The organism is Streptomyces sp. NPDC005799, from assembly GCF_040630525.1.
Classification (GTDB): domain Bacteria; phylum Actinomycetota; class Actinomycetes; order Streptomycetales; family Streptomycetaceae; genus Streptomyces; species Streptomyces griseorubiginosus_B.
In genome coordinates this window covers 58,956-80,866 of sequence record NZ_JBEXXQ010000008.1, presented here as the reverse complement: position 1 = coordinate 80,866, position 21,911 = coordinate 58,956, and the positions used below count along the sequence as shown (strand labels likewise).

The 21,911-nt window shown below is 67.6% G+C and carries 22 protein-coding genes and 2 pseudogenes; 9 read left to right on the top strand and 15 right to left on the bottom strand.

Features of this window, described 5'->3' with window-relative positions; genetic code table 11:
• Positions 1–8 precede the first annotated feature (8 nt).
• The 5 genes and pseudogenes from ABZ453_RS10230 to ABZ453_RS10210 all read right to left on the bottom strand — a co-directional run bounded on the left by ABZ453_RS10230 (position 9) and on the right by ABZ453_RS10210 (position 2,706).
• Complete coding sequence (locus ABZ453_RS10230; RefSeq protein WP_359013546.1) at positions 9–476, bottom strand: hypothetical protein; 468 nt, start codon at positions 474–476, stop codon at positions 9–11.
• Positions 477–564: 88 nt separating this feature from the next.
• A pseudogene (locus ABZ453_RS10225) lies at positions 565–767 on the bottom strand (DUF397 domain-containing protein).
• A gap of 391 nt (positions 768–1,158) precedes the next feature.
• Entirely contained in the window at positions 1,159–1,995 is an 837-nt protein-coding gene (locus ABZ453_RS10220; protein WP_359013544.1) for a helix-turn-helix transcriptional regulator, read from the bottom strand.
• Complete coding sequence (locus ABZ453_RS10215) at positions 1,992–2,513, bottom strand: DUF6879 family protein (protein WP_359013542.1); 522 nt, start codon at positions 2,511–2,513, stop codon at positions 1,992–1,994. The genes ABZ453_RS10220 and ABZ453_RS10215 overlap by 4 nt, the downstream gene beginning before the upstream one ends.
• Complete coding sequence (locus ABZ453_RS10210; RefSeq protein ID WP_359013540.1) at positions 2,497–2,706, bottom strand: hypothetical protein; 210 nt, start codon at positions 2,704–2,706, stop codon at positions 2,497–2,499. The genes ABZ453_RS10215 and ABZ453_RS10210 overlap by 17 nt, the downstream gene beginning before the upstream one ends.
• A gap of 606 nt (positions 2,707–3,312) precedes the next feature.
• On the opposite strand from ABZ453_RS10210, the gene ABZ453_RS10205 reads away from it, so the two are divergent.
• Complete coding sequence (locus ABZ453_RS10205) at positions 3,313–4,557, top strand: DUF262 domain-containing protein (protein WP_359013538.1); 1,245 nt, start codon at positions 3,313–3,315, stop codon at positions 4,555–4,557.
• 631 nt (positions 4,558–5,188) lie between these two features.
• On the opposite strand, the gene ABZ453_RS10200 is transcribed toward ABZ453_RS10205, so the two are convergent.
• Both ABZ453_RS10200 and ABZ453_RS10195 read right to left on the bottom strand, forming a co-directional pair.
• On the bottom strand, positions 5,189–5,527 hold the full coding sequence (locus ABZ453_RS10200) for a DUF397 domain-containing protein (protein WP_359013536.1): 339 nt from the start codon (positions 5,525–5,527) through the stop codon (positions 5,189–5,191).
• Entirely contained in the window at positions 5,527–6,372 is an 846-nt protein-coding gene (locus tag ABZ453_RS10195; protein WP_359013534.1) for a helix-turn-helix transcriptional regulator, read from the bottom strand. Before ABZ453_RS10195 ends, ABZ453_RS10200 begins: the two co-directional genes overlap by 1 nt.
• Positions 6,373–6,579: 207 nt before the next feature.
• Between ABZ453_RS10195 and ABZ453_RS10190 the strand changes: the two genes are divergently transcribed.
• Positions 6,580–7,221 carry an ATP-binding protein gene (locus ABZ453_RS10190; RefSeq protein ID WP_359013532.1) on the top strand — a complete coding sequence of 214 codons (642 nt, stop codon included), beginning with the start codon at positions 6,580–6,582 and terminating at the stop codon, positions 7,219–7,221.
• 292 nt (positions 7,222–7,513) lie between these two features.
• Here ABZ453_RS10190 and ABZ453_RS10185 read toward each other — a convergent pair whose 3' ends face one another.
• The 4 genes and pseudogenes from ABZ453_RS10185 to ABZ453_RS10170 form a co-directional block, all read right to left on the bottom strand.
• Positions 7,514–7,753 carry a hypothetical protein gene (locus ABZ453_RS10185; RefSeq protein ID WP_359013530.1) on the bottom strand — a complete coding sequence of 80 codons (240 nt, stop codon included), beginning with the start codon at positions 7,751–7,753 and terminating at the stop codon, positions 7,514–7,516.
• Positions 7,754–8,056: 303 nt separating this feature from the next.
• A complete protein-coding gene (locus tag ABZ453_RS10180; RefSeq protein WP_359013528.1) occupies positions 8,057–9,067 on the bottom strand; it encodes an SEC-C domain-containing protein in 1,011 nt (336 codons plus the stop codon).
• A gap of 106 nt (positions 9,068–9,173) precedes the next feature.
• A pseudogene (locus tag ABZ453_RS10175) lies at positions 9,174–10,376 on the bottom strand (MFS transporter); the annotation flags it as partial.
• A 93-nt stretch (positions 10,377–10,469) separates the two neighbouring features.
• Positions 10,470–11,942, bottom strand: a complete 1,473-nt coding sequence (locus tag ABZ453_RS10170; RefSeq protein ID WP_359013526.1) for a beta-1,6-galactanase — start codon at positions 11,940–11,942, stop codon at positions 10,470–10,472.
• Positions 11,943–12,209: 267 nt separating this feature from the next.
• Here ABZ453_RS10170 and ABZ453_RS10165 point away from each other — a divergent pair, with 267 nt between their 5' ends.
• Positions 12,210–13,007: a class E sortase gene (locus ABZ453_RS10165; protein WP_359013524.1), complete on the top strand. Its 798-nt coding sequence runs from the start codon at positions 12,210–12,212 to the stop codon at positions 13,005–13,007.
• 31 nt (positions 13,008–13,038) lie between these two features.
• On the opposite strand, the gene ABZ453_RS10160 is transcribed toward ABZ453_RS10165, so the two are convergent.
• Positions 13,039–14,475: an MFS transporter gene (locus ABZ453_RS10160; RefSeq protein ID WP_359013522.1), complete on the bottom strand. Its 1,437-nt coding sequence runs from the start codon at positions 14,473–14,475 to the stop codon at positions 13,039–13,041.
• Between the two features lie 69 nt (positions 14,476–14,544).
• On the opposite strand from ABZ453_RS10160, the gene ABZ453_RS10155 reads away from it, so the two are divergent.
• The 3 genes from ABZ453_RS10155 (at position 14,545) to ABZ453_RS10145 (ending at position 16,324) form a co-directional block, all read left to right on the top strand.
• Positions 14,545–15,072, top strand: coding sequence for a helix-turn-helix domain-containing protein (locus ABZ453_RS10155; RefSeq protein WP_359013520.1), 528 nt, complete (start codon positions 14,545–14,547; stop codon positions 15,070–15,072).
• Positions 15,073–15,082: 10 nt separating this feature from the next.
• Entirely contained in the window at positions 15,083–15,343 is a 261-nt protein-coding gene (locus ABZ453_RS10150; RefSeq protein WP_359013518.1) for a hypothetical protein, read from the top strand.
• A gap of 123 nt (positions 15,344–15,466) precedes the next feature.
• The gene (locus tag ABZ453_RS10145; protein ID WP_359013516.1) at positions 15,467–16,324 is read left to right on the top strand and encodes a fumarylacetoacetate hydrolase family protein; all 858 of its coding nucleotides are present in this window, start codon (positions 15,467–15,469) and stop codon (positions 16,322–16,324) included.
• 114 nt (positions 16,325–16,438) lie between these two features.
• On the opposite strand, the gene ABZ453_RS10140 is transcribed toward ABZ453_RS10145, so the two are convergent.
• The 3 genes from ABZ453_RS10140 to ABZ453_RS10130 all read right to left on the bottom strand — a co-directional run bounded on the left by ABZ453_RS10140 (position 16,439) and on the right by ABZ453_RS10130 (position 18,970).
• Positions 16,439–17,305, bottom strand: coding sequence for an LLM class F420-dependent oxidoreductase (locus ABZ453_RS10140; protein ID WP_359013514.1), 867 nt, complete (start codon positions 17,303–17,305; stop codon positions 16,439–16,441).
• Between the two features lie 88 nt (positions 17,306–17,393).
• Positions 17,394–17,897: a heme-degrading domain-containing protein gene (locus ABZ453_RS10135; RefSeq protein ID WP_359013513.1), complete on the bottom strand. Its 504-nt coding sequence runs from the start codon at positions 17,895–17,897 to the stop codon at positions 17,394–17,396.
• A complete protein-coding gene (locus ABZ453_RS10130; RefSeq protein WP_359013511.1) occupies positions 17,894–18,970 on the bottom strand; it encodes a Gfo/Idh/MocA family oxidoreductase in 1,077 nt (358 codons plus the stop codon). The genes ABZ453_RS10135 and ABZ453_RS10130 overlap by 4 nt, the downstream gene beginning before the upstream one ends.
• 56 nt (positions 18,971–19,026) lie before the next feature.
• On the opposite strand from ABZ453_RS10130, the gene ABZ453_RS10125 reads away from it, so the two are divergent.
• From ABZ453_RS10125 to ABZ453_RS10115, 3 genes are all read left to right on the top strand, one after another.
• On the top strand, positions 19,027–20,121 hold the full coding sequence (locus ABZ453_RS10125; RefSeq protein ID WP_359013509.1) for an ROK family transcriptional regulator: 1,095 nt from the start codon (positions 19,027–19,029) through the stop codon (positions 20,119–20,121).
• 103 nt (positions 20,122–20,224) lie between these two features.
• Complete coding sequence (locus ABZ453_RS10120; RefSeq protein ID WP_359013507.1) at positions 20,225–20,974, top strand: hypothetical protein; 750 nt, start codon at positions 20,225–20,227, stop codon at positions 20,972–20,974.
• A gap of 87 nt (positions 20,975–21,061) precedes the next feature.
• Positions 21,062–21,841 carry an HAD-IIA family hydrolase gene (locus ABZ453_RS10115; protein ID WP_359013505.1) on the top strand — a complete coding sequence of 260 codons (780 nt, stop codon included), beginning with the start codon at positions 21,062–21,064 and terminating at the stop codon, positions 21,839–21,841.
• Positions 21,842–21,911: the final 70 nt, after the last annotated feature.

The window sequence follows — 21,911 nt, the reverse complement described above, 5'->3', positions numbered from 1 at the left end:
ACATCCGACTACGGGACCGGACAATCCAGTTCGGGTCTCGAACGGTTGGGAGAGCAGGTCACCACAGCCAAGGACAGAAACGACGGCCGTTCGAGGTAGAAGCCCAGGGCTACGTCGCCACCCCAAGCGAGCCGCTCGAAAGCGGAGTTGAGCGATGCGGCCACACGTCCGACATCGCGATGCTCCTCGAAGGCGAACCGGTGCATGTACTCGGCCAACCGTTCCCCGAGCCAGGCGACGGCTTCCTTGGGATGGTCCCAGGTACCGCGCACCAACGAACCCGGCTTGACGAGCCAATAGGCCGGCTCCAGCGGCGGGAGATCGATGGTCGTGAACCCGGCTGCCACCTCGCGGTAGCGCTGAACGAGCTCCGGCTTGCTGCCGACGCCGGGCGGCTCGGGATGCGGTGGACGCCGTAGCCCCTCCTCGTCGAAGCGCTCCTTCGGGCCCGCCCAGAGATACCCGTGATGGTGCACCAGTCACCCCTGTCCGGTGTCGAGGGTGTCGGGGGACCGGTCCCGGTGCCACGTGGGGAGCCGGGACCGGTTGGCAGGAGGCCGTCGCTCAGACGGACACCCCGAACCTCGCCGGATCGATGCCGGCCGCGTCCAACTCCTCCGTCGTGAACCGCAACGGCTCGGCATCCGGCCGCTTGCTGTCGCCCAGCATGCGTCCTCACCAATTCGGGCGAGGGTCACGCACCCTTCGGTGCAGGGGCCACCGCATGCCTTCACGAAGGCAACACCAGTGACGTCGAGTTCGTACAGCTAGCTTCCGTCCAGCATTGCTGTTCCTTTCTTTCGGGTGTAGCGGTCTTGAAGGACCGCTTGCTGTTCTGTGGGAGTTTCACGGAGGCCTTCAGCGCGCAGAGGGGCTGCCGCACTTCACGCAGCGCGGACAGTGGCAGGGAGGCCATTCTGAAGTGATCAGGGGTGGTAGGTCTTTGTCTCCAAAGACAGCCTTTTCAGGTCCCCAACTCTTCCCGGAGTCGCGAGAAACCCGCATCGTCATCAAGGGGCGACCGGTAAAAAGCTCACCGGTGGGTGACTCGCTGCACCTTCGAGATCCTTGCGATCCGGCCATTAACCCTCCCGGCTTTATGACGTGTCCATCATTCACCGTCGCGCCTGGAGAGTGGAACCATATTCCCGTCATGGACTAAAGATCACGGAAGGTACTTGCCCACTTGCGTAGCAAACTCCTTGCTTCTTCGTCGAAGCTGGCGTGTCGCTCGAAAAGTGAGAAGACGGCGAGGTGTTCCAAGACATCTCGCGAATCACAAAAAACCATACGGCCCGTGAAGTTCTCGACCGTGGCGAGACGGTTGTCGTATACCGTGAAAGTATTCATGGGTCCCCGTGCCACGACAGCCCCCAAGGGCACTATGCCGAGGCGCAGATTCGGCAGATGCGACAGTGACACCAGGCGGTCGATCTGTATCGCCATGGCCGAAGCCGGGGCGATTGCCCACCGTACCGCCTGCTCAGTAAGGAGGAATGTGAACGTTTTGGATGTCTCGTAGAGAACCGCCTGGCGTTCCAGTTTGCGAGCCACAGTTTTCGACGGGTCACCTGGCGTGTGAGTAAGGCTGGCACGAACGTACTCGGGAGTGGCCAGCAGCCCTGTGATCATCGAGGGCAGAAAGTACCGCAGCTCCTTGGCCTCGCGCTCCAAAGATGCCAATTCTGCCTGACGTTTCTCCATTCCGCGGCGCCAGGAAGAGCGCTTGTCCTGCCATTCGGTATTGGCGATGCGTGCGAGAGCAGATACCTCCGCCACTATGTCGGCTGGTGCATCAAGAGCCCGCAGGATTCGTTCGACGTCCACGAGCTTGGGCGTCTTCTTGCCGGTTTCGAACTTACTGATCTGGCTTTGGGACATGTTGCAACGCCGAGCGAGCCGGTCCCCGGTGAGGCCGGCTCGCTTACGCAATTCGCGGAGCGTCTGCGCCAGGTCGTTTTTGGACTGCCCCAGCTGCTCGGGCTCGAAAGTCACTCTACTGCTTTCACATATTCAGCGAACGGCACCGAGTGAGCTTGCGCAATGCGCTTCCACTCCAGGTGTGCGGTGATGTCACCGGTGAACAACTCTCGGTTGATTTGGGTCCCGTCGGGACGGTAGTTCAGATGCACGACCCGAGTCTCGTCGAACATCCACCAGTCGGTGCCGGACAGCGGGAGTCCGTAGTCCTCGTGCGTGACGTCCAGGATGCGGATGTCCTCACCGGCCGCTGTGTTTCCTGGAATTCCCCAAGAGAGTTGGTATCGCTGATAGTCCGTCAACGGAGTGCGTACGACCCGTACTCGCCCGATGGTGCGCCCTGACGCGACGTACCCACGCACGCGTTCATGCCACCGCGCATTGTGGTCGGCAGGCTTCGACTCACCGCGAAGGAAGCGGGCAACGTTCTCGGCTTCCCTCGGCATGGTGTAGATGGGTTGGGCTTCGAACCGCCATGCGTCATGCTCGTAGGCGTCGAAGATCCTCCGCCACTCGTCACCATCCAAGAGCACGTACGGCCTCCCTGAGTACCGACTCCGGAATCTCCACCAGCGCCTCGCCTTCCGGTGGCTGGAAGGCCTCGGACACCGCCCCTTGGACCACGATGGACCCGTCCGCTGTGCGGTACACGTTCGGGCAGTCGTCGTCGTCACAGTTGGATCCGTTGACAGTCCCGGTGAGCCGCGTCAGGTCCTCGCGTGCCATGGTGCCCCCTTGTCTGTTCCGCCCCGCTGGGCGAGCTTCCGACGACGCTACGGAGAGCGTCGTTACTCGTCCAGGCAGACTTTGAAATATTCCTCAGGTGGCATAAATGATCTTGTGGAGGGATCGTCAGTCGAGTCAGTTGAGGCCAATCCACGGCAGCCGCCGCGCGCTCATTCCCTACACCAGCACGACCTCCGTGTTCGCCATCTTTACGACCGTTTGCAGGACTGGTCACGATGGTCAGCACCCTGCGCCGTTGAACTCACGGACTGTCATGGGGAGGTCGGGTTGGGCACAGACCTGCGCCTGGGATGGCTGGACGAAGATCGTGCCGATGCAGGAAATGGACAGGACAGCGCTCGTAGGCGGCGCCGAGCGCGACCATCCGGATCGTCTTGACCCGGCCGCTGTCATGGTCGGCGATGATCAGGCGGACCCAGGCAGGCCACGCTTACGCAGGAAGCGCGGGAACTCGCTTCGCTCTCGCTGTCGCCCACCATCAGCAGCCGCAGGACCTAACGGCCGGCGGCCCTCCGTGATGCCCGTGACTCGAGATGCTGATGGCCCCTCACATACCTCTTCACGCGTGAGTACCATCTGCCCTCAGTGGAACGATCAACCTGCGGCCCGGGAGACCTGATGGCGAGGGTAAGCACGACCGATGATTTTGACGACCAGGACGGCGAGGAGAACGAACCCTCAGACGTATCCTCGGATGACGTCACACGTGCAGTCGTAACAGATACCGACTGGACAACTGAAACCATCCTGAGCCAGCTGCGACGGGGAAACATCTTGTTGAACCCTCGATTCCAGCGGCGGGACGCGTGGGATAAGCCTCGCAAAAGCAAGTTCATCGAATCCCTCATTCTCGGCCTGCCAATCCCTCAAATTGTGCTGGCAGAAGACAAAAGGCGGCGGGGGAAGTTTATCGTTCTGGATGGAAAGCAGCGACTCCTCGCGCTTCGACAGTTCGCCGCCGGATCATCTTTCGCCATATCAGAGGGTGAACAAGATTTCCAAGGCCTCAAACTGACCGGCCTTCAGGTGCGAGAAGATTTGCGCCTCAAGACTCTGGCCAAGATCGAAAATGATAGCGAACTCGTTGACGACCTGAACGCTTTCCTTAATGAAACAATCCGAACAGTCGTAGTGCGTCGCTGGCCGAACGAAGAGTTTTTGAACCTGGTCTTCCTTCGACTCAATACGGGAAGCGTTAAGCTCTCCCCTCAAGAGTTGCGCCAGGCCCTGCATCCTGGTGATTTCACCAACTACCTTGACGATGCGGCGACTGACAGTCTCTGGCTCAAAAAGGCTCTACGCAGCGAGAAGCCTGATTTTCGTATGCGTGACGTGGAAATACTGCTTCGATATTTCGCTTTCCGCTATCGCCTTCAGGACTATACGGGTAACCTCAAGACCTTCCTTGACAGCACAGTAAACCAGCTGAACGAGAAGTGGGGTGACGAAGAAGAAGAGATCCGGCAAGTTGGCAAGCAGTGCGATTCGTCCATTGAGTCCACATTCGCCATTTTCGGAGAGAACTCCTTCTATCGTTGGTCAAATGGAGACTATGAGGGGAGGTTCAACCGAGCTGTCTTCGACGTAATGACTTATTACTTTACAGATCCGAATGTGGCCGCAGCGTCTATCGAGCGGCGCGAGCAAGTGGAGGCTGCGTTCAAGGACCTGTGCGCGGAGAACGTGCAGTTCGTGGAGGCAATTCAGACCACTACAAAAACTCCACTCGCCACACAGCGGAGGCTCTCACTTTGGGGGCGGAGCCTGCAACTTGCTATCGAGCAACCCTTGCCGATTCCTCGTCTCGTAGACAATCGCATCTTTGTCTGAGGTGTGAAAATGGCATCCAAGCGTTACGGTTCCCTCTCGCGCCGAATATACGAGCTCCGCAGAAATTTACTTCCTCGAAACTTCGACCCTCTCGGCCTGTATTCTGATCGTATTTACGAAAGAACCCGAGGTTTTAGAGTTCTGGCGCATGCAGAGTTTGAATCATACATCGAAGACCGGTGTGTTGAAATAGTCCACAGGGCTCATGTCGAGTGGAAAGCGACCGGATCAATACGTCCATGCCTTCTCTCGCTTATCGCGCACCATGAAGACATTGCGCGATCCGGAAATTCTTCCCCGCAGAATGTGACGGCGCGACTGCTGGGGAGTATCCCAGAGTCGCTGTCTGATCTGTCTGACAGATCCAGTAAGTACCCTACTTTGTCGGGCAAAATAGAGACCGCGAAAAAGCGCTATACGACCTACGTGCGAGAGCGAAACCACGGAATAAAGGAAAGAAACCTGCTACTCCTCCTGCTTCCGCTGGGCGTGGAAAAGCTGGAGATAGATACCACATGGCTGAATACCACTGAAGGGTGGGCAACAGAGCGTGGTACCGTGGCCCACACATCGGCCAAAATGCAAGTGCAAGTAGATCCGCGATCTGAGCTTAATACGGTGAAGCAAGTGCTTAACGGTTTTCAGAAAGTGGACGGGATTCTGGAGAAAAAGTAGGTGGGCGCCGTGCAGGAATTGAGGTATTTCGCTCGGGTGGCATGACGACTGCGTCACGACTGCTGGCCGAGTACCGTGCCATAGTGGCGCCCCAGCGCTCTTGCAACTCTCCCTTTCGGAGTGCGGTAACAAAAGAATCCCACGCCTGTTTCTGGAGGGCGATGACGGGGCCCTCTGCACTCTTACTGTCACGTAGAAGGGCTCTGCCTTCCCCTTGTGCGCACTCCACACACTCAGTCCCGCTACCACCACTGTAGGAGGACTTGAACCAATGAACGTACGGCGACGCTTCCATCAAGACTCCTTGCTGATCCGCTCGATGAGTTCGGCTGAAGACTCGAAGTCGAGGGCTTGAGCGCTGAGGTACTCGAACGCCAACCTATATCGTTCGAGTTCCTGCGGCTTCTCCATGAAGAGACCGCCGCCGATGAGGTCCACGTACACCACGTCGAGTTCTCGGACCTGCCCGCGCAGTACGGCGAAACTGCCTACGGCTGCTGCGTGAGCACCGCGTTCGAACGGTAGGACTTGGACTGTGATGTGCGGCCGCTGGGAGACGGCAAGCAGGTGCTGCAACTGCTGTCGCATGACCTCTCGGCCGCCCACCAGCCGTCGGATGGCTGCCTCGTCGATCACGCACCAAATGTGTGGTGGCTCCTCTCGATTCAGCAACTCCTGGCGCTTCATCCGGATGTCCACCATGTGCTGGACTTCGCGTTCAGGACACTGCACCTCCGAGGCTCGGTGTACGGCTTCGGCGTACCCCCGGGTTTGAAGCAGGCCGGGAACGTACATGCAGGCATAGTGGTCCTCGCGTACGACTTCGTCCTCGAGCGTCAGCATGAGGTTCATGGACTCGGGGATAGAGTCGGCGAGGGAGCGCCACCACCCCTGGATCTTGGCTCCCTTGGCTAGTTCGACCAGTGCGGCGCGCTCCTCGTCCGTGGCGCCGTACTCGCGGCAGAGAGCGTCGACGGCCGGCCACTTCACCGTGCCTTCCTTTGTTTCGTAGCGGCTGAGTGTTGCCTTCGAGATGCCGACGCGTGCGCCCGCCTCCTCCAGGGTGAGCCCTGTCAACTCTCGTAGTCGACGTAGGTCTGCTCCTAGCTGGCGTCTGCGAGTGGTGGGTCCAACTGCCATGCCTACGGCCCTTCTTCTTGACAGGTAGATCGTCCTCGTTCCTCTGGATGGACTGCAAGGTGGTGCGCGCCGGGGCGCGTGGCGCGGTGGCACGCTCCTTCTCGCTCGATTTGAGAGTTCCATTTTGGAACTCTCACTGCAACCCTTGATTGTTGTGATGTCAGTGGGCGCACCGTCGGCGGGGCGAGCGAGGGAGTTGAGTACGTCATGGACTGCAACGGCTCACGAAGGGTGTGGGAACTAGCGTTTCTAGCTGAGGCGGAGGAGGTTGCCGTACTGCGGCGGACGCTGAGACTGCACCTGGGGCTTTGGGGGTTGAGGGAGCTCAGCGAAACCGCGGAACTCTGTGTCAGTGAGCTTGTCGCCAACGTCATCAAGCACGTGGGACCTGGCACCCTCACGACACTCGCGGTCCGAATGAGAGGCATCCGCCTGCGCATCGAAGTCCACGACCCAGATCCGTGCGCCATGCCGACTCTGGATGACGCGGACTCGGATGCCGAGACAGGGCGGGGCATGGCCCTTATCGACGCCATCACCGATCGATGGGGTGTCGATCTCACGGCCGGACACAAGGTGACATGGTGCGAACTGCTGACGAATGTCAGAACTACGGGCGGGCACACCCCAAGCCTTCGCATGGCGCGAGCCGCAGACGTGCTTGGGCTTTACACCAGCGGCTCGAATTCGCCTCCGGTGCTGGTGCTGAGTCGGCTGCGGAGGTCGGTGGCGGAGGAAGCGGCGATCAGCGTGATCGCCGATCTTCTGCACTGGCTCCGGGCGCACGGCTGGGACCCGGAAGAGGTACTCGACCGCGCCCAAGACCATTTCGAGGCTGACGCACGCTGACGGGCAGCTCGACTCAGTGGGTCAGCTCATCGTGATGGCCGAGTTCGTTCACACTCTGGCCGGGAGCCCGTGCCGCAGGTGCCCGGGCTGCTGCCATTGTCGGCGAGTCGCTGTGCGAAGGACACCCCCAGCGAGAGCGTTGGTGTAGTGCGGGTGCGCCGCAGGAGGTGGCTCCCGCACTGGGTGTAAGGCTGATAGCGCTGTTCGCTGTGAGGTTGTCGGCCCAGCGACTCTCAGAGGGGTAAAAGTCTTTCGCCCATCGCCAATCGGCGCGGCATGAGGTGCTCAGTCGTCAGTGAGCCAGGTCGGGGAAGGAGTCCTCAATAATTTTGAGAAGGTCCCGGGCCGAATCACGGTCAAGCTGAATGCTTTGGCTGATCTTGCCGTGGATCTGCCGGTCTGGGGATCCATAGGTGTCTAGCTGCAGGACGCGTCGACCATCCACAGTGAACGTTCGGTAACCACAAGTCACTGGCCCATGCAGCTTCTGTGAGTCAGAGGAAACCGACTGAAACTCTTCGATCAAAGCCATGGGCACACTTTTCCACGCCAGTTGAGGATAGCGCCAGCGAAAGTCTCACTTGTGATGGCATGGGCGAAACAGGCTCCTGGCTGGCGTGATGCGCACTCATGGAAGCAAGAGGTGCCCCTGTCAGCAACGCGCCACCGCCACGCGTGAGGAGCTGAGGATGGCGCTGGAACGTGGCGGAAGGATGCACCGATGAACGACGCAATGAGAGGGGTGCGGACCTTCGCGGGAAGACTCACTCCTGAACGGTGATCCGTACACCGACGCCCCGCCCGTCCACGAGAAGGCGGGGCGTCGGGGTGTGGGTCAGGCTCCGTGGCAGGTGTCGTACGGCTGGCCCGAGCCGCACCAGCATGCCGCCCCCCGCTGTGGCGGCCACTCCACCGCGCGGCCCCGGGCCGCCAGGGTTGTGGCGTATTGGGGGAGGAGGTCAGGGTCTGCCGGGGACGTGGCCTCTGAGGCTGCGAAGGCCTCGTAGGAAGGGACCGTGCCCGTCACGATGCCGAGGTTGGGGGTGCCTGAGGCGGCCAACTCCCTCAGGGACGCCTCTATCGTCGTCAGGTGCTCCTCGTGGGAGGAGTACTCCGTGGTCAGGGTCGGGTACGCGTCCAGGAGTTCCGCCAGTTCGCCCTTGGGCCAGTGCAGGACCGCCACCGGGAACGGGCGGGACAGGGCCTCGCGGTAGGTGCCCAGTTCCGCGCGCAGGCGGGAGATCTCCGCCTCCAGTTCCGCCGGGTTGTCCGAGCCGAGGGACCAGACGCGTTTGGGGTCGTGGAGTTCGTCCAGGGAGACCGAGGAGGAGTGGAGGGTGTCGGCCAGGCGGTCCCAGTCGTCGTGGGGGACGCCGAGCATGCGGCGGACCCGGTGGCGGCTGAACAACAGGGGGTGCGTGGAGTACGGGGGCTCCGGTACGTCGGTCAGGAGCAGGCGCGCTCCCTCCGTGAACGTCTCCTGGGCCGCCTCCAGCTCGTCGTGGGCCTCCAGGGCCTCCGCGACGATCACCCAGGGGGCCGGGTCGCGGGGGGCCGCCGCGCGGACGCCGGTGATGATGGCGCGGGCCTCGGCCTCGTGGCCGTACTCCCAGAGGTTGGAGGCCTTCAGGGCCCGTACCAGGTAGGGGTTCTCCAGACCGGTCTGGGAGGAGAGCAGGCTGTCGTAGAGCGCGGTCGCGGCGGGGCGGTCGCCGGCGAGTTCCAGGTGGGCCGCGGCCTGCAGGAGCAGGGCTTCGGCGTCCTCGGGGTACAGGCCGGCGGTCCGCTCCAGGCGTGCCGCTTCGGCGGTGTGGTCGACGTTCTCGGCAGGCGTGTCGGGGCGCATGGACGACACCGTACTGCCGATGGCCTACGGAGGCGGAGAGAGGCGGGGGAGGATGCGGTGAGATGTGCGCAGGTCGTCGGACCGCGAGGGGCGGTGCGAGGGCGGATCACTGCGTTCCGGTTCGGGGGGAGGGGCGGCTCTCCGCAGGCGTGGGGATGGGCGGCTCCCCGGTGGGCGGTGTCGTGCGTGCCGCGTACGTCATCACCGCGACCGCCGTCAGTACGATCGCCGCGCCCACGTACAGCGGGGCCCGGTAGCCGAGGCCCGCGCTGATGGCCAGGCCGCCGAGCCAGGCGCCCAGGGCGTTGCCGATGTTGGAGGCGGAGACGTTGGCGCTCGCGGCCAGGGGGACGCCGTGGGCCTGGTCGGTGACGCGGGTGATCATGCCTGGGACCGGGGCGAAGCCGAAGACGCCGAGGAGGAGGACCAGGGTGACGGCGGCCGGCTTGCTGTCCGCCAGGAGGCCGAAGGCCGTGAGGGTCGCGGTGAGGCCGGTCAGGCTGATGACGAGGGTGCGGTCGCGGTTGTGGTCGGCGCCGCGGCCGCCTGCCATGTTGCCGGCGACCAGTCCGGTGCCGTAGACCACGAGCAGCCAGGGGATGTCGGTGTCGGCGAAGCCGGTGACCTCGGTGAAGGTGTACGTGAGGTAGCTGAAGGCGCCGAACATGCCGCCGTAGCCGAGGGCCGTGGCGGTCAGGGTCAGCCAGACCTGGGTGGAGCGGAAGGCGCGGAGGTCCGTGCGGAGCCCTGTTCTGGTGGGCGGGACCGTGCCCGCCGAGGAAGGGACCAGGGCTGCTGTCGCGGTCAGGGCCACCACCCCGATCCCCGTGATCGCCCAGAACGTCGCACGCCAGCCCCAGCGTTCGCCGATCAGGGCGCCGAAGGGGACGCCGAGGACGTTCGCGACGGTCAGGCCGACGAACATCACCGCGACGGCGCGGGAGGCCCGCTCGGGCGGGACCATGCGGCGGGCCACCAGGGAGCCGATGCCGAAGAACGTGCCGTGGCAGAGGGCGGCCACCACGCGGCCCAGGAGCATCACCGGGTAGTTCGGGGCTACGGCGCTGAGCAGGTTGCCGGCGACGAACAGGGCCAGCAGGCCGATCAGGACCGCCTTGCGGTGCAGGCCGGCCGTGAGAGCGGTGAGCGCGATCGCGCCGACGGCCACCGCGAGGGCGTATCCGGAGATCAGCTGGCCCGCGGTGGCCTCGGACACCCGCAGGTCGCGGCCGACCTGGGGGAGCAGGCCGGCGATCACGAACTCGGTCAGGCCGATGCCGAAACCGCCGAGGGCGAGGGCGGCGAGACCAGGCCCGGGACGTGGCCGGGGACGTGGGCCGGGACGCGGTCCGGGGCCGGGCCCCGGACCGCGGTTCCCGTGGGGGGAAGTGGGGCTTCCCAGTCAGATCACCACCCCGTCTATCTGCAGGGTCTGTACCGCCTTCGCGGCGAAGGTGACGGCGACCGTCTTTCCGCTCAAGTAGGTGTCCGAGTACGACTTGTAGAGGTCGCCGCCCGTCGTCACCGTGTTCCAGCGCGGTACCAGACCGCCCGAACCGCCGCTGACGGTCGTGAAGTTGGAGAGGTTGAAGGTCAGGGTCTGGGACGAGGTGGAGGTGTTGAGGGCGACGATCACCAGGCGCCTGGCGGAGGAGTCGTAGGCCGCCACCGCGTTGCTCACGCCCGTGTCGAGGATCTTCATGCCCGGGCGGATGTGCCGGCTGAACTGGGCCATCGTGTAGTACTTCGTCTGCACCGCCCCCGCCTGCAGGGTGCTCTCGTCGTACGCGATCATCGCCCAGTTGGTGGACGGGTCCATGACCTGCCAGTAGACCCAGGCGGTGGGGTGCAGCCAGCGGAAGTCGTAGAGGAGGTTGAAGGCGAGCGTGTAGCCGGTGCCGTCGTTGTCGCCGGTCTCGGAGTTCCACAGGGCCTTGCCCGCCGTGGTGACGACGTCCGTGTAGAGCAGGTCGCGGCGGCCGCCGGAGCCCTGGTAGCCGTGGACGTTGACGCGGTCCACGTACCCCTTCGTGGTGGAGCTGAAGGAGCTCCAGGTGGTGCGGGCGAGGTCGTAACTCGTCTCGTCGGACGCGGAGATCTTGGTGCCCGTCAGACCCCGCTTGTCCAACTCGCTGCGCACGTACGGCAGTACGGCGGACTGGACGGTCGAGTCGATGTGGCAGCCCTCCTGGGTGCCGGTCGCCGTCCACCAGCTGGAGCTGGGCTCGTTGAAGGCCTCGACGGTCGCGAAGTTCACGCCCCAGTTGTTCTTGGCGTAGTGGGCGACCGCGGCGAGGTGGGAGGCGTGCTGGCGGTAGTTCCAGGACTGGAGGTTGTTGCCGCCGTCGGAGGCGCCGGAGGGGTTGTGGTTCAGACACATCCACCACATGGGGGAGTTGGCGAACAGCTCGGTGGTCGCGCCGCGGGCCACCGCCTTCGTCAGCATCGCGCGCTGGGTGGCGTCCGCGGTCCACTTCCACGCGGAGGAGGTGGGGTCCTCGTTGTTCCAGTCCTGCCAGTAGCCCTCGATCTGCTTGAAGGCGGGGATGTTGGCGGAGGCGACCATGGTCGTGCCGCCGACGCTGTTCCAACTGCTCGCGCCCAGGTTGTAGCGGGCGATGTTCAGGCCGAGGCCGGGAAGTGAAGTGCCGTTGTACGTCGTCGACTTGGTGGTGAAGAAGATGTCGGCGAAGTCGTCCCGGCCGCCGAAGACGTTCGCCCACCAGGCCAGCGAGGTGCCCCAGCCCTCCCACGTGCCGTACGACGTTCCGGGGCTGACGCTGATCGTGGCGTCCGCGCGTGCGGTGCCGGTCGCGAGGGCGCTGCCGAGGAGGGTGCCGCCGGCCGCGGCCAGCAGGGTTCTGCGTCTGATCATGGCTGCTACTCCGCTTCGCTCACGGGCCCGGGCGGACCGGTCCCTGAACCGGTCGGCGGGGCCCGGCGTGTGGCCTGTCCCGTTGGTGCCAGCACGAAGCATCGGGTGTGACGGGTGGGGTTGTCGAGAGCTGCGACAGCCCTTTCTAAAACCTATGTACGAAGTACCGAACAGTGCGTGTGGCTGGTGAGTTGGGAAGCGGCCCCTTATGGTGCGGGCGGCTCGGTGCGGGGCCTGGCCCGGAAGGCGGCGCGAGGAGGTCTGCGGATGCGCGTTCCCGTCGTGCAGCACAGCAGCCGGCGCCGCTCGGCCCGCCGCCGGCGCGCGCTGTGGAGCGGGGCCGAACTCCTTGTCACCGTCGGGGTGGTGCTGCTGCTCCTCGTCGTCCACCAGCTGTGGTGGACCAACCGGGAGGCCAGGCGGGGCGCCGAGCGGAAGGTGGAGGCGCTGGAGCGGGAGTGGGGGAAGGGCGGGGGAGGCGCGGAGGGTGGTGGCGGCGGGGCGGGTACGGCCCCGACGCCGGCGGTCCCGAAGTCGTACGGCGGCTCGGGCGGCGGGGGCGGTGGTGCGGGGCAACGGACCACCGCCGTACGGCAGTCGAGCCCCTCCTGGTCCCAGGCGTACGCCGTGCTGATCATCCCGCGCCTCGGCCTGCGCGTCCCCGTCGCCGAAGGTGTCGGCAAGCAGGCGGTCCTCAACAAGGGGTACGTCGGCCACTACCGCGGCACCGCTCAGCCGGGCCAGGCGGGCAACTTCGCCCTCGCCGGCCACCGCAACACCCACGGCGAGCCGTTCCGCTACCTCAACCACCTGCGGATCAGGGACCTGGTGGAGGTGGAGACGCGCGAGGCGACGTACACGTACTCGGTCGACAAGACCCTGCCGCAGACCTCGGCGCGGGACTCCGGGGTCATACGGCCGATTCCGCGCTCCGTCGTCAAGCCGGGGCACGGCTACGGCCAGCCCGGCTACTACATCACGCTGACGACGTGCACACCGGAGTTCACGTCCCGCTACCGGATGGTGGTGTGGGGGAAGCTGGTGTCGATGCGGCCGAGGGGCTGAGTCATGGACGGGCGGGGGGAGTTCAGCCGTGTCAGGCGCGCTCCCGCAGCGCCAGCACCGCCACCGCCGCCAGCAGCGCCATTCCCGCCGACACCACCAGGGCGACGTTCGCGCCGTGGCCCAGGCCGCCCGCGGAGGACGTGACGATGGCGATCGTGAGGGCGACGCCGGCGCAGGAGCCGATGTAGCGGAAGGTCTGCTGGGCGCCGGAGCCCATGGCCGCGCGGGCCGCAGGGACGGACTCGACGGAGAGCAGGGGCAGGGCGGCGTTGAGCAGGCCGCTGCCCACGCCCCCGAGGACGAGGCCCGGCAGAAGGCGGTGCCAGGTGCCGGAGTCGATGGCGCCGAGCATCGTCAGGACACCGGCGGCGTGCAGGGTGAAGCCGGCGGCGAGCTGGTGGCGGGGCGGCACGCGGCCGGCCAGGCGCTTGGCCTGGAGGGCGACCAGGAAGGACAGGCCGGACCAGAGCAGGAACAGCCAGGCCGTGTCCATGGGGGTCAGGCCGAGCACCTGCTGGAAGAGGACCGGGAAGAAGCTGAAGAGGCCGATCACCGCCAGGCCCGTGAACAGCCCGCCGGCCGAGGAGGCCAGGAAGCCGGGGCGGCGCAGCAGGGTCAGGTCGATCATCGGGGTCGCCGTGCGGAGTTCCACGAGGGCGAACAGGCCCAGCAGGACGACGGTCGCCAGGAACAGCAGGCCGACCTCGGGGCGCAGCCAGCCGTCGCGGCCCAGCGTCAGCGCCGCCACCAGGGAGACCAGCGCCAGGCCGAAGGTCAGCGCGCCCACGATGTCGGGGCGTCCGCCCCTCGGGGAGCGGGACTCCGACAGCGTACGGACGCTCAGCGCCGTGACCAGCAAAATCGCGGCGCCCAGCACGCCGTACGCGAACCGCCAGCTCGGCAGGGAGCCCGCGAGCAGGGGGCCCGCAGCGATGCCGCCGCTGACGAAGGCGCCCCACACGCCGGTCGCGTGCAAGCGGCCGCGGGGGGTCGGGAAGGCGTGCACCAGGAGGCCGAGGCTGCTCGCCAGGATCGCCGCGCTCGCCGCGCCCTGGGCGACGCGGGCCAGGGTGAAGAGCCAGGTGGAGGAGGCCAGGGCGCCCAGGGCCGTGGTGATGCCGAGGGTGAGGGTGCCGAGGAGGAAGATCCGGCGGCGGCCGTAGTCGTCGGCGAGGCTGCCGGCCACCAGGAGGAGGGCGGCGAGGCCGAGCGGGGTGCCGTTGATGAGCCAGGCCTGCGCGGAGAGCGGGGTGTGGAGGGCGGCGGCGGTGTCGGGGAGCGTGACGATCGGCGCCGTGTACGTCATCAGCGTCACGGCGGTCGCCGCGCTGGTCAGGGCGAGGGTGGCGCGGGGATGAGGGGGCGCCTCAAGGTGGGGTGCGGCTGGGTGGGAGGCGGTTTGGTGGGGTGCGGGGCCGGCGTGCGGGGTCTCGGGGGGAGTGAGGGTTCGTTCATTGAACCTAGTCATGTGAGTCACCGTAACACCGTAGGTTCGGTCATTGAACCAACCCCGCGAAAAATGGTTACAGTGGACGGCATGGCACTGGGCAAGGACTACGCGACACAGGAGTGCTCCATCGCCCGCGCGCTGGAGGTCATCGGCGAGCGGTGGACGCTGCTGGTGATCCGCGACGCGCTCTACGGCGTCCGGCGCTACAACGACTTCCTCGTCCACCTCGGCATCCCGCGCGCGGTCCTCGCCGCCCGCCTTCAGACGCTGACCGCGGAGGGGATCCTCGAGAAGCGCCGCTACCAGGAGTCGCCGCCGCGCGACGAGTACGTCATCACCGAGCGCGGCATCGCCCTGTGGCCGGCCCTCCGCTCGCTCGGCATCTGGGGCCGCGAGCACTTCCACGAGCCCCGGATGCGCTACTTCCGGCACGCCGACTGCGGCACCGAACTCGGGCCGTACGGCGAATGTCCCGCGTGCGGAACTCCCGTACCGGTCGCCGACGTTCTCATGGTGCCGGGACCCGGTCTCAGTCCGGACCCGGCCGATCCGGTCAGTAAGGCGCTGCTCAAGCCGAAGCGTCTGCTGGAGCCGGTGGAGACCACGAGCGCCTAGGGGGAGGGGCATGATCCGCGACCGAGTGGTCCGGGACCGAGTGGTCCGGGACCGACTGTTCGGGGGCCGAGTGGTCCGCGATCGCGTCTCCGCGCGCCCCCTCGCCGTGCTCCTCCTGCTGCTCCTCCAGCTCGCGCTCCTCGACGCCGGCATCCTCACCGCCACCGTCGCCCTCGCCGCCACCGCGGCCGTGGTGCCGCTGGCGGCCGCACTGTACGTCGTCACCAGTACGGCATGGAGCGCTGTGGAGCGGGCCGTGCTGTACCGGTGACGGGGCTACGGTCCAGTACGTGAACCGGGTATTGCCTACCGGACGCCGAGCTTGGAGGATCGACCAGTCCTCCGATGGCTGCACCCATCGGGTGGGCGCCCGCGATCGAGGGAGACTGTGACCATGAAGCTGCTGCGAGTCGGTACGGCGGGAGCGGAGACGCCCGCACTGCTCGATGCCGAGGGGGTGCTGCGGGACCTGTCGGGTCTCGTGCCCGACATCGACGGGACGGTGCTCGCCGACGACGCGGCACTCGCGCGGATTCGCTCCGCGGGTGACGCCGGTGAACTGCCCGTTCTCGACGCGGCGGGGCTGCGGGTCGGTCCGCCGCTCGGGCGGATCGGCAAGATCGTGTGCATCGGGCTCAACTACCACGACCACGCGCGCGAGACCGGGGCCGAGCCGCCCGCCGAGCCCGTCATCTTCTTCAAGGCCGCGGACACGGTGGTCGGACCGAACGACACGGTGCTGGTTCCCCGGGGCTCGGTGAAGACCGACTGGGAGGTCGAACTGGCGGTCGTCATCGGACGTACGGCCCGCTACCTGGAGTCTGCGGAGGAGGGGCTCGCGCATGTCGCCGGGTACGCCGTCGCGCACGACGTGTCCGAGCGGGAGTTCCAGATCGAGCGGGGCGGGACCTGGGACAAGGGGAAGAACTGCGAGACGTTCAACCCGCTGGGGCCGTGGCTGGTGACAGCGGACGAGGTGCCGGATCCGCAGGCGCTGTCGTTGAAGCTGTGGGTCAACGGGGAGTTGAAGCAGGACGGGACGACGGCGGAGCAGATCTTTCCCGTGGGGGAAGTCGTGCGGTACGTCAGTCAGTTCATGACGCTGTATCCCGGGGACGTCATCAATACCGGTACGCCGGCGGGGGTGGCGTTGGGGCAGCCCGAGCCCAAGCCGTTCTTGCGGGCCGGGGATGTGGTTGAGCTGGAGATCTCGGGGCTCGGGCGGCAGCGGCAGGAGTTCAAGGACGCGTAGACGCTCCGCTGGGAGGGCCGGGGAACTGCGGCGATTCGTCGACTGCGGGCCGTCTTTGGCTGATCGCGCCCCGCGGCGGTCCCGCAAATCGACACAGCCCCGCGCCCCTGACGGCTAGGCCAGCAGAGATGCCAGGCGGCGCCAGGCCTCTCGTGGGAGGTGGTCGCGGGCGCCGCCGTCGACCACCTGGAGGGCCACGTGGTCGGCGCCCGCTGCGAAGAAGGCGTTGATGCGGGCGCTGATGGTGGATTCGTCGCCCCAGGCGAAGACCGCGTCGACCAGGCGGTCGCTGCCGCCGTTGGCCAGGTCCTCCTCCGTGAAGCCGTGGCGGAGGAAATTGTTGGTGTAGTTGGGGAGGGCCAGGTACATGGCCAGGTAGTCGCGGGACACCGCGCGGGCCCGGGCCGGGTCCGTTTCCAGGACCACCTTCAACTCCGGGGCCAGCAGCGGGGATTCGCCCAGGATCTCGCGGGCGTACGCCGTGTGTTCGGGGGTGACCAGATACGGGATCGAGCCCGCCGCGCGGTCGCGGGCCAGCTCCAGGCTGCGCGGTCCCAGGGCGGCCAGCAGACGGCGGTCGGCGGGGACGCCCGCCTCGTCGAGGGCGTCGAGGTAGGCGACCAGCGCGGAGTACGGGCGGCGGTACTGGTCCGCGAGCTTGGCGTGGCTCACGCCCAGGCCCAGGACGAAGCGGCCGGGGTGGGACGACTCCAGGCCGGCGTAGCCCGCCGCGCTCTCCGCCGCCTCGTACTGCCAGATGGACTGGATGCTGGTGCCGACGGTGAGCGTCGAGGTCGCCTCGAGAAGGGGTGCGGCGTGCCGGGGCGCGCTGCTGCCGCCGAGCCAGACGGCGCCGTAGCCGAGTTGCTCCAACTCGGCGGCGGCTTCCGCGAGTTCGCCGCGGCGGGACGGGTCCTCCGAGCGCAGGGCGGCGCTCCAGACGCCGTAGCGGCCGACGGATTCCTTCAGGGTGTCACTCACGGGTTCCCTTCCCTCCGGTCGGTGGCGCGTACAACCGCGTACAACGATGCCAACCGAAGGAGGGCCGGGGATCTTCCCCGTGTGAGCGTCAGCGCTTGAGGAACTCCTCCAGCGCCTCCACCACCAGCCGGTGATCCTGCAGCTGCGGCAGTCCGCTCACCGTCACCGCGCCGATCACGCCGACGCCCTCGACGGTGATCGGGAAGGAGCCGCCGTGGGCCGCGTACTCGTCCGGGTCGAGGCGGGCGGAGTCCTCGAAGGTCGTGCCCTTGGCGCGGAAACGGGCGCCGACCAGGTAGGACGCGGAACCATAGCGTTCGACGACCCGGCGCTTGCGGGCGATCCAGGCGTCGTTGTCGGGGGTGGAGCCGGGCAGGGCGGCGTGGAAGAGCTGCTGGCCGGCGCGGTGGATGTCGATGGCGACCGGGGCCTGGCGTTCCCGGGCCAGTTCGACGAGCAGGGAACCCAGGGTCCACGCGTCCTCGTGGGTGAACTGCCGGAAGACCAGGCGCCGTTCCTGCGCCTCCAGTTCCTCCAGCGGCGGGGTGAGCTCCGGGTGGAACTTCGGGGTCAGCTCGGTGTTGTGCGTCACAGCTTCACCACCACTCCGTCGCGGGCCGAACGGCGGGCCGCCTCGAGCACGTCGAGCGCGGCGGCCGCCTCCGCGGCGGTCACCGGATTGGCGCCGTCGCCGTCGAGGGCCCTGTTCACGGCCGCATAGTACGCGGGGTAGTCCCCCGGGAGGGTCGGTACGGGAGTGCCGCCGCCGGTCGCTGGGGACTCCCCGGAGCCGACCCGGCCCCACGCCGACTCGGGCTCCCGCCCCCAGTCCGGGCCCGGGCGCTCGCCCTCGCGCAGGGCGGCCTCCTGGGGGTCGAGGCCGTACTTGACGTACCCCGCCTTGGAGCCCAGCACCCGGAAGCGCGGGCCGAGTTGGGCGGTGGTGGCGGAGACGTAGAGGTGGGAGCGGACGCCGCCGGCGTGGGTGAGGGCGATGAAGGTGTCGTCGTCGGCCTCGGCACCGGGGCGGCGGACGTCCGACTCGGCGTACACGGCGGTGACGGGGCCGAAGAGGGTCAGGGCCTGGTCGACGACATGGCTGCCGAGGTCGTACAGCAGACCTCCGATCTCCGCGGGGTCGCCGGACTCCCGCCAGCCGCCCTTGAGCTGTGGCCGCCACCGCTCGAACCGGGACTCGAACCGCCACACGTCCCCCAACTCGCCCTCGTCGAGGAGCTGTCGGAGGGTGAGGAAGTCGTTGTCCCAGCGGCGGTTCTGGAAGACGGAGAGAAGGAGCCCGCGGTCCTCGGCGAGGGCGGCGAGCTCGCGGGCCTCGGCGGCGGTGCCGGCGATCGGCTTGTCGACGACGACCGGGAGGCCGGCCTTGAGCGCGGTGGCCGCCAGCGTCACGTGCGTCTTGTTCGGCGAGGCGATGACGATCAGGTCCAGCTCGGCGGACCGCGCGAACAGCTCGTCGGGGGAGGCCGCGAGGCGCACGTCCGGGAACTCGGCGCGGGCCTGCTCCTGCCGCTCCGGGTTGGAGGTGACCACCGTGTCGAGGACGAGGCCCTCGGTGGCGGCGATCAGCGGGGCGTGGAAGACGGAGCCCGCGAGCCCGTAGCCGACGAGGCCGACGCGGCGGGGAGAGGCAGTCGTACCAGTCATGCCCTCCACTTTCGCAACGCTGTTGCCAAAGCGCAAGTGGCGACGACAATGGAGGCGTGAACCTGAATGGAGGGGTGAACCTTCTCGCCCTGCGCAGCCACAACGCCGCCCTCGTCCTCGACCTGCTGCGCACCGCCGACGCGGACGGCATCAGCCGGCTCGAGCTCGCCGAGCGGACGGGACTCACCCCGCAGGCCGTCAGCAAGATCACCGCGCGGCTGCGGGCCGACGGTCTGGTGGCCGAGGCGGGGTACCGCGCCTCGACGGGCGGCAAGCCGCGGACGGTGCTGCGGCTGGTGCCGGAGGCCGGGCACGCGGTCGGGGTGCATCTGGACCGGGACGAGCTGCGGTCGGTGCTGGTCGACCTGACGGGGACCGTGGTGGGGGAGCGGCGGGCCGCGCTGGACTTCGGGGCGGGGGCGGGGGCGGAGGCGGTGGTGCGGACGGTGGCCCGGGAGGTGGAGGCGTTGACGGGGGTACCTTCCCCCGGTCTCCCGCCCCGCTCCCTCCTCGGCGTGGGTGTCGCCCTCCCCGGACCCCTCGATCACACCCGTGGGGTGCTGCACCGGGTCACCGGCTTCCCGGAATGGGACGGCTTCCCCCTGCGGGACGCGCTCGCGGGGCGGCTCGGGACGCCGGTCGTCGTCGACAAGGACACCAATGCCGCCGCGCTGGGGCTCGCCGTCGCCGGGGAGCGCGGATCGTTCGCGTATCTGCATCTGAGTACGGGGCTCGGGGCCGGGCTGGTGATCGGCGGCACCGTCCACCGCGGTGCCCGTACCGGCGCCGGGGAGTTCGGGCACCAGGTGGTCCGGCTCGACGGACCCCGGTGCGGCTGCGGCAACCGGGGCTGTGTCGAGGTGCTGTGTCTCGACGCCGTGGCCCGCGATGACCTCGCCGAGGCGGCCCGGGTGCTCGGCGTCGGGGCCGGCAACCTGGTCGCGCTGCTCGACGTGGACGTCGTCCTGCTGGGCGGCCGTACCGTCGCCGCCGCCCCCGAGGCCTTCGTACGGGGCGTCGCCGCCGTCCTCCAGGAGCGGGCCCGGCGCGGCGGCGAGGAGCCGGTGCCGGTGCGGCTCGCCTCCGGCGAGGTGGCCGAGGGCGCGGCACAGCTGCTGCTGGCGCCGCTGTTCGGGCGGGCGGACGGCTGAGCCGGCGCCGCCGGCGCCCCTCTCGGCCGATCGAGGGGATCGGGAGCGCCGTACGGAGCGGCACACCGAAACCGCCGCCCGCACCCGGCATGGTCATGTGTTCATGCGACTGCACACGCCCCTGTCCCCCTGCCTACTAGCAGCCGCCCTCCTCCTCCCCGCGGCGACCCCCGCGTCCGCCGCCCCCGTCCCGAGCTGCTCCGAGGGCGGCCGCTTCCCCCTCACCTCCCGGATCCGCGGCGGCCCCGACACCTACGAGGCCGGCGGCGGTTACGGCACCTGGTACCTGGACCTGACCAACACCACCAGCCGGACCTGCGCGGCCATCCACCCCGTCGTCGTGCTCGTCGACGACAAGCGGGCCCTGAAGCCGGACCAGCCCCGCCTGGACTTCTACGACACCCACGACGACGGCCACCCGCACCCCGTCCGTTTCGTGCGGACCGACGAGGACGAACTCGTCGGCGCCTTCGACGACGGCCTCCCCGGCTTCACCGTCGGCCCTCGCCGGACCGTCAGCGTCAAGGTCCGTCTCGCCCTCGCCCCCGACACCGCCCCGAACGACGTCACGGTCAACGCGGCCGTCGTCCAGCGGCACGAGGACGACGGCGACTGGGTCGGCCAGTCCGGCGACTACCGCTTCCGCGTCGAGGAGGGCGCCCCGGACGCCACCACCCCCGGCCCGTCCAGCCCCTCCGCCTCGCCGGGCCCCCTCCCGGATCTGCCCTTCGCCGACGAACTCGCCCGCACCGGCCTCGGCACCCCCGGTGCCGTCCTCGCCGCCGTCACCGCCGTCCTCCTCGTCACCGGTGGCGGGCTGCTGCTGGCCCGCAGGCCCGGAAGGCGCCGCTGAGACGGCCGTTCCCCAAGATCTGGCCAGTGTCTAGGCTGGGGAGCCCAGGCAGCACCGCGCACGGGCGTACGGCAGGAGAACGCGCACATGGCAGAACGCAGGCCCATCGAGTCGTGGCTCACCGACATGGACGGTGTGCTCATCCACGAGGGCGTACCGATCCCCGGTGCCGACGCCTTCCTGAAGAAGCTGCGTGAGTCCGGCCGGCCCTTCCTGGTGCTGACCAACAACTCCATCTACACCCCACGCGACCTGCACGCCCGCCTGCGGCGCATGGGCCTGGACGTGCCGGTCGAGTCCATCTGGACCTCGGCCCTGGCCACCGCCCAGTTCCTGGACGACCAGCGGCCGGGCGGCTCGGCGTACGTCATCGGCGAGGCGGGCCTGACCACCGCCCTGCACGACATCGGGTACATCCTGACCGACCACGAGCCCGACTACGTGGTCCTCGGCGAGACCCGCACGTACTCCTTCGAGGCCATGACCAAGGCCGTACGGCTCATCCAGGACGGCGCCCGCTTCATCGCCACCAACCCCGACGAGACCGGCCCCTCCACCGAGGGGCCGCTGCCCGCCACGGGCGCCGTCGCCGCCCTGATCACCAAGGCGACCGGCAAGAAGCCGTACTTCGCGGGCAAGCCCAACCCGCTGATGATGCGCACCGGGCTCAACGCGATCGGCGCCCACTCCGAGACCAGCGCGATGATCGGCGACCGCATGGACACCGATGTGCTGGCCGGCATGGAGGCCGGGATGCAGACGTTCCTGGTGCTCACCGGGCTGACCCGGCCGGAGCAGATCGAGGACTTCCCCTACCGGCCGTCCAAGGTCGTGGACTCGATCGCGGATCTCGTCGACCGCGTCTGAAACCCGTCACCACCCGTTCGGAGCAGCACGGGCCCCGCTGCGGATGCGGGGCCCCGCCGCACGGGGGAGT

Bases quoted from the DNA above. Each gene is read 5' to 3' on its own strand.
- ABZ453_RS10210 (WP_359013540.1), bottom strand. From the start codon at position 2,706: ATGGCACGCGAGGACCTGACGCGGCTCACCGGGACTGTCAACGGATCC.
- ABZ453_RS10200 (WP_359013536.1), bottom strand. From the start codon at position 5,527: ATGGAAGCGTCGCCGTACGTTCATTGGTTCAAGTCCTCCTACAGTGGT.
- ABZ453_RS10195 (WP_359013534.1), bottom strand. From the start codon at position 6,372: ATGGCAGTTGGACCCACCACTCGCAGACGCCAGCTAGGAGCAGACCTA.
- ABZ453_RS10190 (WP_359013532.1), top strand. From the start codon at position 6,580: ATGGACTGCAACGGCTCACGAAGGGTGTGGGAACTAGCGTTTCTAGCT.
- ABZ453_RS10185 (WP_359013530.1), bottom strand. From the start codon at position 7,753: ATGGCTTTGATCGAAGAGTTTCAGTCGGTTTCCTCTGACTCACAGAAG.
- ABZ453_RS10180 (WP_359013528.1), bottom strand. From the start codon at position 9,067: ATGCGCCCCGACACGCCTGCCGAGAACGTCGACCACACCGCCGAAGCG.
- ABZ453_RS10170 (WP_359013526.1), bottom strand. From the start codon at position 11,942: ATGATCAGACGCAGAACCCTGCTGGCCGCGGCCGGCGGCACCCTCCTC.
- ABZ453_RS10165 (WP_359013524.1), top strand. From the start codon at position 12,210: ATGCGCGTTCCCGTCGTGCAGCACAGCAGCCGGCGCCGCTCGGCCCGC.
- ABZ453_RS10160 (WP_359013522.1), bottom strand. From the start codon at position 14,475: ATGACTAGGTTCAATGAACGAACCCTCACTCCCCCCGAGACCCCGCAC.
- ABZ453_RS10155 (WP_359013520.1), top strand. From the start codon at position 14,545: ATGGCACTGGGCAAGGACTACGCGACACAGGAGTGCTCCATCGCCCGC.
- ABZ453_RS10150 (WP_359013518.1), top strand. From the start codon at position 15,083: ATGATCCGCGACCGAGTGGTCCGGGACCGAGTGGTCCGGGACCGACTG.
- ABZ453_RS10145 (WP_359013516.1), top strand. From the start codon at position 15,467: ATGAAGCTGCTGCGAGTCGGTACGGCGGGAGCGGAGACGCCCGCACTG.
- ABZ453_RS10130 (WP_359013511.1), bottom strand. From the start codon at position 18,970: ATGACTGGTACGACTGCCTCTCCCCGCCGCGTCGGCCTCGTCGGCTAC.
- ABZ453_RS10120 (WP_359013507.1), top strand. From the start codon at position 20,225: ATGCGACTGCACACGCCCCTGTCCCCCTGCCTACTAGCAGCCGCCCTC.
- ABZ453_RS10115 (WP_359013505.1), top strand. From the start codon at position 21,062: ATGGCAGAACGCAGGCCCATCGAGTCGTGGCTCACCGACATGGACGGT.